The organism is Eubacterium ventriosum (genome assembly GCF_025150745.1).
Lineage (GTDB): Bacteria > Bacillota > Clostridia > Lachnospirales > Lachnospiraceae > Eubacterium_G > Eubacterium_G ventriosum.
This window is the reverse complement of the sequence record NZ_CP102282.1, coordinates 2211145-2224224: the sequence shown is the minus strand read 5'-3', so window position 1 is coordinate 2224224 and position 13080 is coordinate 2211145. Positions and strand designations below refer to the sequence as shown.

Annotated in this window: 14 protein-coding genes; 13 read left to right on the top strand and 1 reads right to left on the bottom strand. The window is 33.7% G+C overall.

The window, feature by feature from the left end:
- The first annotated feature begins 1 nt into the window (after position 1).
- The 11 genes from mraY to NQ558_RS09925 all read left to right on the top strand — a co-directional run bounded on the left by mraY (position 2) and on the right by NQ558_RS09925 (position 9671).
- Positions 2-976 carry a phospho-N-acetylmuramoyl-pentapeptide-transferase gene (gene mraY, locus NQ558_RS09975; protein ID WP_005360760.1) on the top strand — a complete coding sequence of 325 codons (975 nt, stop codon included), beginning with the start codon at positions 2-4 and terminating at the stop codon, positions 974-976.
- 19 nt (positions 977-995) lie between these two features.
- Positions 996-2360 carry a UDP-N-acetylmuramoyl-L-alanine--D-glutamate ligase gene (murD, locus tag NQ558_RS09970; protein ID WP_005360762.1) on the top strand — a complete coding sequence of 455 codons (1365 nt, stop codon included), beginning with the start codon at positions 996-998 and terminating at the stop codon, positions 2358-2360.
- Between the two features lie 54 nt (positions 2361-2414).
- Positions 2415-3581 (top strand): FtsW/RodA/SpoVE family cell cycle protein, encoded by a 1167-nt coding sequence (locus NQ558_RS09965; RefSeq protein WP_005360764.1) that lies wholly within the window; start codon positions 2415-2417, stop codon positions 3579-3581.
- 32 nt (positions 3582-3613) lie between these two features.
- Positions 3614-4390, top strand: a complete 777-nt coding sequence (locus NQ558_RS09960) for a cell division protein FtsQ/DivIB (protein WP_005360766.1) — start codon at positions 3614-3616, stop codon at positions 4388-4390.
- Positions 4391-4519: 129 nt separating this feature from the next.
- Positions 4520-5650 (top strand): cell division protein FtsZ, encoded by a 1131-nt coding sequence (ftsZ, locus tag NQ558_RS09955; RefSeq protein ID WP_040446391.1) that lies wholly within the window; start codon positions 4520-4522, stop codon positions 5648-5650.
- A 92-nt stretch (positions 5651-5742) separates the two neighbouring features.
- Positions 5743-6573: a sigma-E processing peptidase SpoIIGA gene (locus NQ558_RS09950; protein WP_005360772.1), complete on the top strand. Its 831-nt coding sequence runs from the start codon at positions 5743-5745 to the stop codon at positions 6571-6573.
- 36 nt (positions 6574-6609) lie between these two features.
- On the top strand, positions 6610-7311 hold the full coding sequence (sigE, locus tag NQ558_RS09945) for an RNA polymerase sporulation sigma factor SigE (RefSeq protein ID WP_412098421.1): 702 nt from the start codon (positions 6610-6612) through the stop codon (positions 7309-7311).
- Between the two features lie 157 nt (positions 7312-7468).
- Positions 7469-8245 (top strand): RNA polymerase sporulation sigma factor SigG, encoded by a 777-nt coding sequence (sigG, locus tag NQ558_RS09940; protein ID WP_005360776.1) that lies wholly within the window; start codon positions 7469-7471, stop codon positions 8243-8245.
- Between the two features lie 66 nt (positions 8246-8311).
- Positions 8312-8572, top strand: coding sequence for a PRC-barrel domain-containing protein (locus tag NQ558_RS09935; RefSeq protein WP_005360778.1), 261 nt, complete (start codon positions 8312-8314; stop codon positions 8570-8572).
- 126 nt (positions 8573-8698) lie between these two features.
- Positions 8699-9148, top strand: a complete 450-nt coding sequence (gene nrdR, locus NQ558_RS09930) for a transcriptional regulator NrdR (protein ID WP_005360782.1) — start codon at positions 8699-8701, stop codon at positions 9146-9148.
- A 16-nt stretch (positions 9149-9164) separates the two neighbouring features.
- A complete protein-coding gene (locus tag NQ558_RS09925; RefSeq protein ID WP_005360784.1) occupies positions 9165-9671 on the top strand; it encodes a YqeG family HAD IIIA-type phosphatase in 507 nt (168 codons plus the stop codon).
- A 192-nt stretch (positions 9672-9863) separates the two neighbouring features.
- Here the strand turns inward: NQ558_RS09925 and NQ558_RS09920 are convergent, their stop codons facing one another.
- Entirely contained in the window at positions 9864-10733 is an 870-nt protein-coding gene (locus NQ558_RS09920; RefSeq protein WP_005360786.1) for a shikimate dehydrogenase, read from the bottom strand.
- 276 nt (positions 10734-11009) lie between these two features.
- Between NQ558_RS09920 and aroD the strand changes: the two genes are divergently transcribed.
- Both aroD and efp read left to right on the top strand, forming a co-directional pair.
- Complete coding sequence (aroD, locus tag NQ558_RS09915; protein WP_198006733.1) at positions 11010-12314, top strand: type I 3-dehydroquinate dehydratase; 1305 nt, start codon at positions 11010-11012, stop codon at positions 12312-12314.
- An 83-nt stretch (positions 12315-12397) separates the two neighbouring features.
- Positions 12398-12955, top strand: a complete 558-nt coding sequence (gene efp / locus NQ558_RS09910; protein WP_005360790.1) for an elongation factor P — start codon at positions 12398-12400, stop codon at positions 12953-12955.
- Positions 12956-13080 lie beyond the last annotated feature (125 nt).

Below are 13080 nucleotides of genomic sequence, written 5' to 3'. Positions count from 1 at the left end.
AATGAGTACAAGTACAACAATTATTATGGCAATTATTATTTCATTTGCAGTAAGCGTAATATTATGTCCGATAGTAATTCCGATTTTGAAAAAAATGAAATTTGGACAGTATATTAGAGAGGTAGGACCAAAATCTCACCAGAGCAAAACAGGAACACCTACAATGGGTGGAATGATTATATTGGCAGGAGTTATTGTAACATCTTTGATTTTCATGATAGTGGAAAAGAATACTAAGATAGCACCTGTTCTTTTTATGACAGTTGGATTTGGTCTTATTGGTTTTATAGATGATTATATAAAAGTCGTAAAAAAGAGAAATCTTGGACTTACGGAAATACAAAAATTTTCATTGCAGGTTGTTGTAACAGCAGTTTTTTGTGTATATATGATAAAATATATTGGTACATCAACAATAATTCCGTTTACAGGCGGATATGAAATTACAATGCCAACATGGTTATTTGTAATATTCTTATTTATTGCAGTTATTGGAACTGTTAACGGAGCAAACTTTACAGACGGACTTGATGGACTTGCAACAAGCGTAACAATTATTATTGCAGTATTCTTTACAATGGTTTCAATTGGAACCGGGTTAGAACCTATTTCAGCGGCTTTTGTAGGGGCGTTAATGGGATTTTTCTTATATAATGTATATCCGGCAAGAGTATTTATGGGAGATACAGGTTCATTAGCACTGGGTGGATATGTTGCAGCCATTGCATTTGTATTAAAAATGCCTATATTTATTGTTATTGTGGCATTCATTTATTTAATTGAAGTTATTTCAGTTATGATGCAGGTAACATGGTTTAAATATACAAAGAAAAAATATGGAGAGGGAAGAAGAATATTTAAGATGGCACCTCTTCATCATCACTTCCAGGAAAGTGGTTACACAGAAACACAGGTTGTTGCAGCATTTGCTGTTGTAACAGCAATATTGTGTTTAATTGGATATTTAGGATTATAAAAGAAAGGTCGAACAAGTCATGGATTGGAAAACACAAAAGGTTTTAGTTGCAGGTTCAGGAAAAAGCGGAATAGGAGCAACTGATTTATTAAAGAAAGTTGGAGCAGAAGTTATTATTTATGATGGTAACGATAAGCTTAAAGAAGAGGATGTTTTAAACAAACTTGAAAATAAAGAAGATGTAAAAGTTATTTTAGGAGAACTTGAAGATAGCGTTATTAATGAAATAGATATGATGGTTTTAAGCCCGGGAATAGCTATTGATGCACCTTTTGTTTTAAGAGTAAAAGAGGCAGGAGTTCCAATTTGGGGTGAAATTGAACTTGCTTATGTAATTGGAAAAGGAAAGCTTGCAGCAATTACAGGAACTAACGGAAAGACAACCACAACAGCTTTAGTTGGCGAGATTATGGCTAATTATTATGATAAGGTTGATGTTGTTGGAAACATTGGAAATCCATATACAACAACAGCATTTGATTCAACTGATGATACAGTTACAGTTGCCGAAATCAGTAGCTTTCAGTTAGAAACAATACATACATTTAAGCCTGATGTAAGTGCTGTTTTAAATATTACACCTGATCATCTTAACAGACATTATACAATGGAATGTTATACAGATGTAAAAATGAGTATTGCAAAGAATCAGGACAGCAATCAGCCTATAGTTTTAAATTATGAAGATCCTATTTTGAGAGAATATGCAGGAAAACTTACTAACAGAATTATTTGGTTTAGCAGTAAGCAGAAAGTTAATCCTGGTGTTTATCTTGAAGGAAAGAACATAATTTATGCAGATGGAAAAAAAGAAACATTTGTAACAACAACAGAAGATACTACACTTGTTGGAATTCATAATGTTGAAAATATTATGGCAGCAATTGCTATTTCTATTAATATGGATGTACCTGTTGATATTATAAGAGAAACAATTAGAAAGTTTAAGGCTGTACCACATAGAATAGAATATGTGGAAACAATAAATGATGTAATTTATTATAATGACTCAAAGGGTACAAACACAGATGCGTCAATTAAGGCTATTGAAGCTATGTCAAGACCTACAATTCTTATTGCAGGAGGATATGACAAGAAGGTTTCATTTGATGATTGGGCAGAAGCTTTTGGAGATAAGGTTAAGTGCCTTGTTTTACTTGGTCAAACGGCAGAACAGATTGCGGATACAGTTAAAAAACACGGATTTACTAACATTATATTTACTGAATCACTTAAAGAAGCAGTTGATGAATGTGCTAAGAATGCAAAACCGGGAGATGCAGTATTATTGTCACCTGCATGTGCAAGCTGGGGAATGTTTGACAATTATGAACAGCGTGGAGATATGTTCAAGGAATATGTAAGAGCAATGTGTGAAAAATAATGAATTTAGAAGATATCCTGACATAAAAAGAAAGGAGATTTTGCTGTGGCAACAATGGAAGAATTGGAAACAACAAAAACTGAACCTGAAAAAAAGCCGGTAAGAAGAGCAAGAGGTTATTTTGATTATAGCCTGTTGTTTGTATGGATTTTTATTATGCTGTTGGGATATGTTTTACTTTATAGCGCAAGCTCGTATGTGGCGTTAACTTCTTATGGAAACTCATTTTATTTTCTGAGAAAACAGGTATTTTCCACAGCCGTAGGTTTACTTCCAATGGGATTTTGTACAATTATAGATTACAGACGTTGGAGGAACTTTGCAAAATACGCATATATGGGCTCATTGATTACAGTATTTTTGGTTTTGTCACCTATTGGAATTGAAAATCATGGCGCCAAAAGATGGGTAGGTGTTGGATCGTTACAGTTCCAGCCGGCAGAAGTAGTCAAAATTGGAGTTATTCTTATGACTGCATATATGCTTTCTAAATGTGGCGCTCATGCTCTTAGAAATGTGAGAATATGTTATCAAATTTATGCACCTGCAATTATAGGCGGTGTTTTGATTGTGGGAATAACTTCTAACCTAAGTTCTGCAATTATTATTTTTGGCATCGGAGCTATAATGATAATTATTGCCGGAGCAGATAAGAAGTTTGCTTTATCCCTTGTGGCACTTGGAGGACTTTTCCTTGTGGTTATTCTGATTGCGGGAGCCGCGATGGGAAAAGGCTTTAGATTTTCCCGTATTATGGTATGGCTTAATCCTGAAGAATATGCAGATTCCGGTGGATATCAGGTAATGCAGGGCTTGTATGCCATAGGTTCAGGTGGACTTTTTGGAAAGGGACTTGGAAATAGTGCACAGAAGCTTGGATTTGTTCCAGAAGCAACTAATGATATGATTTTTTCAATTATATGTGAAGAGTTAGGAATTTTTGGAGCGATATGTATCATTCTTCTGTTTATATTTATGATTAGAAGAATGAGAGTGGTAGCGTGTAATGCACCTAACCTTTTCGGTTCAATGATTGTAATTGGGGTTATGGCTCAGATTTCAATGCAGGTAGTTTTAAACATTGCAGTTGTAACAAACAGTATGCCTAACACAGGTGTGTCATTGCCGTTTATAAGTTACGGAGGTACGTCCCTTGTATTTCTGATGGCAGAAATGGGATTGGTTTTTTCGGTTTCAAAAAGTGTAAAGAAAATCCGATAATATAAAAAATGTATTATCAAAGGAGAAATTATATGAAAAGAAAAAAGAAGAGAAAACTGAAAAAAAGTGTTAAAAAACTTCTAATATTGATTCCGATTATAGCGGTGATAGCTATCGTATGTATTTATGGCTTTGCATTAAAAGATGTAAGCTATTCTTCTGATTTACAACAATATTCGGCAGAAGAAGTAAAGGCATATCTTAATGCAAAAAAAATAGATAATACACTTTTGTTTTGGATAAAAAACAAAATAGGAAAAAGTGAAAACATTGACTTGTTTGAAGAATACACTGTAAAAATGCAAAATCCAATGAAAGTTAAAATAATTTCTTACGAAAAGAAACTAAAAGGATACATTAAGATATATAATAGCTTCTATCAGGTTGACGAAGATGGAAAAGTTCTAAAGATAACAGCCGTAAAACCTAAAGACATTCCCATAATAACAGGTTTGGATATTAAGAAAGCTTCAATGTACAATGTACTTGAAACTGGAAACAAAGGTGACATACCGGCACTTACTAATATGTTTAAGGAATTAGATGCATATAAGTTAAAGCCTAAGAAAATAGATATTAACAGGAACTGCGAAATAACAATGTATATCAAAGACCTTAAAGTTCAATTGGGAAAAAATAACAATCTTGATAAAAAATTGAGCGACTTTAATGATTTGTATAAGAATGCTTCCAAATATAAGGGAACACTTAATATGAAATGGGTTAGTACAGATGGAAGTTATACACTGAAAAAAGAGCAGGAAACTACAAAATCTAAAAATACTAAAACAAAAAATAACAAAAAATAAAAATTTACTGTTGATATTTTTCTCAAAGAATTATATTATATTACTATATGTAAATAAGTAATACTATATCTCAGTATGAAAATATGTAAAATAAATTAAGAAAGAATATGGACAAAGGAGGATAAAACCTTGTTAGAGATTACTACAAACGAAAGTGAAGCAGTTGCAAAGATTATAGTTGTAGGTGTAGGTGGAGCAGGAAATAATGCCGTTAATAGAATGATAGATGAGAATATCGGAGGAGTTGAATTTATTTCAGTTAACTCAGATGCTCAGGTGCTTAAGAGAAGTAAAGCACCATCAACATTACAGATTGGTGAAAAGATTACTAAAGGTCTTGGAGCAGGAGCTAAGCCTGAAGTTGGTGAAGCTGCAGCAGAAGAGAACGTAGAAGAAATCGCACAGTTATTAAAGGGTGCTGACATGGTATTCGTAACTTGCGGTATGGGAGGCGGAACAGGAACAGGTGCAGCTCCTGTAGTAGCACGTGTTGCTAAGGAACAGGGAGCTCTTACAGTAGGTGTTGTTACTAAGCCTTTCAGATTTGAAGCAAAGACACGTATGAACAATGCCATTTCAGGTATTGAAAGATTAAAAGAAAACGTAGATACACTTATTGTAATTCCAAATGATAAGTTACTTGAAATCGTAGATAAGAGAACAACTATGCCGGAAGCTTTAAAGAAGGCTGATGAAGTTTTACAGCAGTCAGTTCAGGGTATTACAGACTTAATTAACGTACCAGCATTAATTAACCTTGACTTTGCTGACGTTCAGACAGTAATGAGAGATGCAGGAATCGCTCATATTGGTATTGGTGAAGCAAGCGGTGACGAGAAGGCAGCAGAAGCAGTTCAGCAGGCTGTTACATCTCCACTTCTTGAAACAACAATTAACGGAGCTAAGAACGTTATCATTAACATTACAGGTGATGTAAGCTTATTTGAAGCTAATGAAGCAGCAAGCTATGTACAGGAACTTGCAGGTGAAGATGCAAATATTATCTTCGGTGTTAGATATGAGGATACATATCCTGATGAATGTTCTATTACAGTTATGGCTACAGGTATAGGTGAACCTGCAACAGAAAAGACTTCATTCTCAACAAAGATGAAGACAAACCCATTTGCATCAACAGTAGCAAAGCCTAAAACATCAACAACACCAATGACTGACTACACAAGAAATGTAGCAACAGCACCTCATGGTACAGTTGAAGAAAGACCTATTAAGATTCCTGAATTTTTACAGAAAAAGTAATAGGCTGTCGAACAATTTTGAAGTATTCTAAACATACTTCGACGGACTTTTTATAACAGAATAACTATAATAAAATCCATAAGGAGTAAGCAATGGAACAAGACATTTATTTAGATGTTTATTTCAGCTTTAATTTCCTTATGGATTTTTTTGTGCTTTTTTTGACAGGAATAATTATAAAAAACAACAAAAAAATATATAGAACCATTGTATCGGCCATAATTGGGGCAACATATGCAACAATAGTTATGATTACGGAAGGCATGGAAATATATCAAAAAAGTATAGGAATATTTCAAAAAGGTATAGGGGAAGACCTTACAAAACCGTTAAAAATAGTTTTAACTTATGTTGTGATAGTTTATGTTATGGAGCTAATTGCATATGGAAAATACAATGCAGTTACAATGACAAGAAACATGATTATTATATACATAATTACCTTTATTTTAAGCGGTGCTGTCAATGCATATTACTGTGAAAACAGGGTAGATGGTATAAATGTAACAAAAACTATTTTGCTTGTGTTTTTTATAGAAGTATTTTTAGTTGTTTTGGTTAAAAGAAGTCAGAAAGATGTATCAATTACATCTCTTTATCAGGTAACATTATTGGTTGATGGAAACAGAATTAATGTAATAGGTCTGGCAGACACGGGGAACAGTCTTACGGAACCCATAACAGGAAAACCGGTGTCAGTTATACAGGCAGAAGAATTGAAAAAGATTCCGGATAAAATTTTGCTTGTACCTTATAATTCTGTTGGAAAAGAGAGAGGACTAATGAGGGCTTTTGTGGCAGACAATATGATTGTAAATGGCAGAACGGTGGAAAAGCCCATAATAGGAATCCATAAAGGAAGTTTTGGTGGAAATAACCGGTATCAGTTAATATTGCATCCTAAAATATTAAAAGGGGAGTAAGGTATGTTAATTAATCGTGAAATGAAAACAAATGAAATGAAATTTTCCTTTTTGCAGGGAATGATTATAAAAAGGGAGGGTGGAATACATTATATAGGAGGTAATGATATTCTTCCTGCACCACTTAGCACGGACAGAGAGGGAGAGTGCATAAAGAATTTAATAGAAAACAATGATGAGGAAGCCAAGTCTATGCTTATTGAACATAATCTAAGACTTGTAGTGTACATAGCAAAGAAATTCGACAATACAGGAGTTGGAGTGGAAGATTTAATCTCCATAGGTACAATAGGTTTGATTAAGGGAATAAACACTTTTAAGCCGGACAAAAACATAAAACTTGCAACTTATGCTTCAAGATGTATTGAAAATGAAATATTAATGTATTTACGAAAAAACAACAAAACAAAGCTTGAAGTATCAATTGATGAGCCTTTAAATGTGGACTGGGACGGCAATGAATTACTGCTTTCAGATATTTTGGGAACAGACGAAGATGTGATTTCTAAAGGGATTGAAAGTGAAGTGGAAAAGAAACTTTTATACAAAGCCATAGAAAAGCTAAACCATAGGGAAAAAGTCATAGTTGAAATGCGTTATGGGTTAAACAACAAAGATGGGGAAGAAATGACACAAAAAGAAGTTGCAGACTCCCTAGGTATATCTCAATCATATATTTCACGACTTGAAAAGAAAATAATAAAACGTTTGAAAAGAGAAATTTTAAAATTCGAATAGAAGTTTTTGAATAAAGAGCCATATTTTAGGCAATTATAAAAGATAGATATAAATATAATTATTAGATTTTTGAAAAGTGGATTATTTTTAAAAATGAAAATAATCGGGTTTTTAATAAAAAATAAATATCTATAGATTTGTAATTGCGGGGGAATATATGGCTCTTTTTAAAGTAGAAATATGCGGAGTAAATACATCAAAATTACCTTTGTTAACAGAGGACGAGAAGAAGGAATTATTTAAAGAAATAAAGAAAGGAAATGAAGTTGCGAGAGAAAAATATATAAGAGGAAATTTAAGACTGGTTTTAAGCATTTTGCAAAGATTTTCTAATAGCAATGAGAATGTGGATGACCTGTTCCAGATAGGCTGCATAGGTTTGATTAAGGCAGTAGACAATTTTGACGATACATTAAATGTGAAATTTTCTACTTATGCCGTTCCGATGATTTCGGGCGAATTAAAAAGATATTTAAGAGATAATGCAGCAATCAGGGTAAGTCGTTCCATAAAGGACATTGCCTACAAAGCAATATATTGTAAAGAAAATATAATAAAAACTACTCACAGGGAGCCTACTGTGGTAGAAATTGCAAAAGAGATAGGAGTGGAACCTGAAGATGTGGTGTATGCCCTTGACGCAATCCAAAGCCCGGTGTCTTTATATGATCCTGTATACGACCAGGGTGGGGATACCTTATATGTAATGGACCAGATAAGTGACAAAAAGAATAAAGAAGAAAAATGGGTAGAGAATATAGTTTTAAATGAGGCATTAAAAGGTTTAAGTGAAAGAGAACGAAAAATAATAGATATGAGATTCTTTAATGGAAAAACACAAATGGAAATAGCAGATGAAATTGGCATAAGCCAGGCACAGGTTAGCAGACTTGAAAAGAACGCACTGAAGGCAATGAAGAAATATATGGAGTAATAAAATCAGGAACCAATTATAAGAATCTGTATATACTAAAGAAAAGGGTGAAATTGTTCAATCATAATGCGTATAGAAGAATTGAAACAAAAAGAAGTTATAAATACTTGCAACTGCAAAATATTAGGTTGTGCAGATGACATAGAGTTTGATATTTGTACAGGCTGTATTGAAGCAATAATAGTTCCGGGACCGGGAAAATGGTGTGGTCTTGTGTGCAGTGATTTTGAATATGTAATTCCATTTAAATGTATTGTTCAGGTGGGACCTGACATAATTCTTGTAAAAGTTGATGAAAAAGAAGTGAGAAACAAAATAAAAGTGTAAATTTCTTGACCTATGGATAAAAGTTCCATATAATCTAGTAGTAAAAACATTTTAGTTAGAAGAATGTAATAGTTAAAAAGAAAATATGTAAAAACTTATAAGAACTAACAAGTACGGAGGATTGAAATGAAGTGTCCATATTGTGGAACAGATGATACAAAAGTTATAGACTCAAGACCGGCGGAAGAGAACAATGCCATTAGAAGAAGACGTCAGTGCGAGAAATGCAACAAGCGTTTTACAACATATGAAAAAGTAGAAACAATACCTTTAATAGTAATCAAAAAAGAAAACATAAGAGAGCCATATGACAGAGGAAAAATAGAGGCAGGAATACTTCGCTCATGCCATAAAAGACCGGTATCATATGACCAGATAGTGCAGGCTGTGGAAGATGTTGAAAATACTATTTTTAACATGGAAAAGAAAGAAATTCCAAGTCAGGTTATTGGCGAGATTGTAATGGAGAGACTAAAACAGCTTGATCAGGTAGCCTATGTGCGTTTTGCATCTGTATATAGGGAATTTAAGGACGTAAATACCTTTATGGATGAATTGAAAAAATTACTAAAATAAAACTTAAGGAGACAAAATGCTGGAAAGATTTTACCCAAATGAGTATCTGGATTCAGTTTATGATATTGATTTTGAAATGTATTACAAACAGGGAATCAGAGGAATAATCTCAGACATAGACAACACATTGGTTCCTCACGGAGCACCTGCCACGGAAGAAATAGTGGCATTGTTTGACAAAATACATAAATTAGGAATAGATACATGTCTTATATCAAATAATCAAGAGCCAAGAGTTGAGCCATTTGCATATGCAGTGAAGTCAAAATACATATTTGATGCTCATAAGCCAAGCACAAAAAACTACAGGAAAGCAATGGAACTTATGGGAACAACACCTAAGAACACGCTATTTTTAGGCGATCAAATCTTCACAGACATATGGGGAGCTAATAGAGCAGGAGTGCAAACAGTAATGCTCAAAAAAATAGACAAAAAAGAAGAAATACAGATAGTCTTAAAACGAATCCCGGAAAAATTTGTTTTGTGGAGATGGCGAAAGAAACTTCAAAAAACACAGTAAAAACTTGGAAATAGTATATAAAAAAGAACAACCAACTCTAAAGAAAGTACTCTGAAGCCGTAGGCCCTTAGAAGATGGGGCAGTGTAGCTGTCACAGATTCTTAGTACCAATATGAACTGAGGGCAGCGGGAGCGTGTTTTCGTTGAGCTGGTTGTTCTTTTTTGAAAAACTTTTAGTAAGTTTTTATTGCACTAATCAAAGTACTTTGCTTTGATTTCTTCAGTAGGCATTTCCTTGCCTGTCCAAAGAAAGAATGCTTCTGCACCTTGGTAGAGTAACATATATAATCCGTTGAATACTGAACAGCCTTTTTCTTTTGCCATCTTGTATAGTTTTGTTTCTAAAGGATTATAGATTATGTCTGAAACTATTAATTCAGGTCTTAAGATTGAAGAATCCTTTACTAGGCATCCGTCTGTATTTGGTGCCATTCCGATTGGTGTGGCATTTGTAAGAATATCGCTTGAAAAAACTGATTCACCAATTGAATCGTCGTTCATTTCAATTAAGTTTACTTTACAGTCTGTGTTGTCGTTGATGTCGCTTACAAGTTTTTCTGCTTTGCTCCAGAAGTTATCTTTTATGCTTAAAACATCAATTTCACGGGCACCGTCTAAAGCTGCCTGAACACAAATAGATGAAGCAGCACCGCCTGAACCTAAAAGTGTCATTTTTTTGCCAACAATATTGTGACCGCAATCCTGAAGTGAACGGATATAGCCTGTTCCGTCAGTGTTGTGACCGACGAATTTGCCATTATCATTTACAACAGTGTTAACTGCGCCGATTATTTTTGCGGCAGGTGATAATTCATCAACTAATTTGCTCATTAATGTTTTGTCAGGCATAGTGCAGTTAAAACCTGCAACATTTAATTTCTTAAGACCTTCAAAAGCAACCTGAAGATTATTTTCAGGTACATCAAAACATAAATAAACGTAATCAAGACCTAAAAGTCTATATGCCTCGTTATGCATTAAAGGAGATTTGCTGTGTGAAACAGGGCTTCCAAGAAGTCCGGTAAGTCTAGTCTGTCCTGTAATTTCTGATATACAACCCATAATTGTATCCGCCTTTCCTAATATGTAAAAATAAAGCCGACACGTAAAAAAAGTCGACATTTAGATTATACGGATTGTGTTTCGTTTTTCACTTTCACAACCTACTGTAATCATATCTGTTTAAATAATACAACACAAATATAATATGGTCAAAATTTTTTTGAAATAACAAGGAAAAATTTCTCAATAAAACAAATTAGCCAAGGCCCTAAGGTTGACTTAGAACTTTTGCTAATTTATACTTTGTATATGCGAAAAAGGGAGGACTTTGTACCAATGAAGACTTTAGAGTGTAGAGGAATCACATTAAGTGATAAGCAAACTAAGATTTGCGTTCCGATAACAGGAACTGATTTAGAAGAAATAAAAGAACAGGCAGAGAAGATTGCTAATATGAATCCTGACGTTGTGGAATGGAGAGCAGACTTCTATGATGTAAAGAACAATGACGAAACTGAGTTTGAACAGTGTCTTAAGGCTATCAATGATAATCTAAAAAACATCCCAATTATTTATACATATAGAACATCAAATGAAGGTGGAGAAAAGAGTATTGATGTTGATGATTATTGCAGACTTTGCAAGTATGTTTCAGAAATATCTGAGAAATACAATGTGGCAATGATTGATGTGGAGTTATATGAAAATAAAGACCAGAAGGACATTGGCAAGTTGCTTTTAGATATTAAAAGCACCGGAGTTAAGGTTATTGGTTCTAATCATCATTTTGAGGGCACACCATCAGAAAAAGATATATTCAATGTATTGAAAACAATGGAAGAAGCAGGGGCAGATATTTGCAAGATTGCAGTAATGCCTAAAGAAAAAGTTGATGTTAAAACATTAATAAATGCTTCAAAGAAAGCTAATAAAGAATTAAATGCGCCGATTATAACAATGTCAATGGGAGAGCTTGGAGCGGTAACAAGAATTTGTACAAGAATGACAGAATCAGTCGTTACATTTGGGGCAGGAGTTAATGCATCTGCACCGGGACAGCCACCATGTGAAATGGTTAGATTCCTTTTGAAAGCTTCAGAAAGTGGAAAGATAGATTGCAACGTGGCTTTAATAGGTTTTATGGGAACAGGAAAAACAACAATATCCAATGCCTTATCAAGAATAACAGGTTTTAAGGAAGTAGATGTGGATCAGTATATTGTTGAAAAAGAAGGCATGGCAATAAAAGATATTTTTGCAGAAAATGGCGAGCAATATTTTAGAGATTTGGAAACTCAGGCTTTAAGAGATTTACAGGAAGAAAAAGAAACAATTATTTCCTGCGGCGGAGGAGCTGTTTTAAGAGATGAAAATGTGGAAATACTAAATACTGGAAGTGTTATTGTACAGCTTAAGGCTACACCTGAAACAGTATTTGAAAGAGTAAAAGACCATACACACAGACCTATTTTAAATAATGACATGAGTGTAAGACACATTACTGAATTAATGAATCAGAGAGAACCAAGATATAATTCAGTTGCGGACATACAGGTTAATGTTGATAAGGGAGACAGAGTAGAAACTTGTTATTACATACTTAAAGAACTTGAAAAAACAGGTCATTTTAGTGTAGAATAAAAAGTGGTTGAAATAAATATAAATATAATTTATAATATTTTTTAGCGTGACTTAGTCACAGACGAACTTTAGGAGGAATAATTATGGTAACAGCAGGCGATTTCAAGAATGGTATTACTATTGAATATGATGGAAAGATTTGTCAGATTATTGAATTCCAGCATGTTAAACCGGGAAAAGGCGCAGCGTTCGTTAGAACAAAATTAAAAGATATCAAGAGTGGTGGTGTTGTAGAAACAACATTCAGACCAACAGAAAAATTCGAAAATGCACATATCGATAGAAAGGATATGCAGTATTTATATAACGATGGTGATTTATACTACTTTATGGATGGTGAGACATATGACCAGATAGCAGTAAGTGCTGAAAAGGTAGGCGATTCACTTAAGTTTGTAAAAGAGAATGAAACAGTTAAGATTTGTTCATGTAAGGGTGATATTTTTGCAATTGAACCACCTATTACAGTTGAACTTCAGATTACAGAAACAGAACCTGGATTTAAGGGTAACACAGCAACTAATGCTACTAAGCCTGCAGTTGTTGAAACAGGAGCAACAGTATATGTTCCATTGTTTGTTGAACAGGGTGAAACAATTGTTATTGATACACGTACAGGAGAATATTCAAAGCGTGTTTAATGCATAGTAAGCTGATAAAAAGCTGCGCTGATGCGCAGCTTTTTATATAATATAGAATCTTTTTACAAAAATTCAAAAGTGGAAAGAAATTCTTTTTTTATATTATTTTGTTAAAAAATTAACAA

Bases quoted from the DNA above. Each gene is read 5' to 3' on its own strand.
- mraY (WP_005360760.1), top strand. From the start codon at position 2: ATGAGTACAAGTACAACAATTATTATGGCAATTATTATTTCATTTGCA.
- murD (WP_005360762.1), top strand. From the start codon at position 996: ATGGATTGGAAAACACAAAAGGTTTTAGTTGCAGGTTCAGGAAAAAGC.
- NQ558_RS09965 (WP_005360764.1), top strand. From the start codon at position 2,415: ATGGAAGAATTGGAAACAACAAAAACTGAACCTGAAAAAAAGCCGGTA.
- NQ558_RS09960 (WP_005360766.1), top strand. From the start codon at position 3,614: ATGAAAAGAAAAAAGAAGAGAAAACTGAAAAAAAGTGTTAAAAAACTT.
- NQ558_RS09950 (WP_005360772.1), top strand. From the start codon at position 5,743: ATGGAACAAGACATTTATTTAGATGTTTATTTCAGCTTTAATTTCCTT.
- sigE (WP_412098421.1), top strand. From the start codon at position 6,610: ATGAAATTTTCCTTTTTGCAGGGAATGATTATAAAAAGGGAGGGTGGA.
- sigG (WP_005360776.1), top strand. From the start codon at position 7,469: ATGGCTCTTTTTAAAGTAGAAATATGCGGAGTAAATACATCAAAATTA.
- NQ558_RS09935 (WP_005360778.1), top strand. From the start codon at position 8,312: ATGCGTATAGAAGAATTGAAACAAAAAGAAGTTATAAATACTTGCAAC.
- nrdR (WP_005360782.1), top strand. From the start codon at position 8,699: ATGAAGTGTCCATATTGTGGAACAGATGATACAAAAGTTATAGACTCA.
- NQ558_RS09925 (WP_005360784.1), top strand. From the start codon at position 9,165: ATGCTGGAAAGATTTTACCCAAATGAGTATCTGGATTCAGTTTATGAT.
- NQ558_RS09920 (WP_005360786.1), bottom strand. From the start codon at position 10,733: ATGGGTTGTATATCAGAAATTACAGGACAGACTAGACTTACCGGACTT.
- aroD (WP_198006733.1), top strand. From the start codon at position 11,010: ATGAAGACTTTAGAGTGTAGAGGAATCACATTAAGTGATAAGCAAACT.
- efp (WP_005360790.1), top strand. From the start codon at position 12,398: ATGGTAACAGCAGGCGATTTCAAGAATGGTATTACTATTGAATATGAT.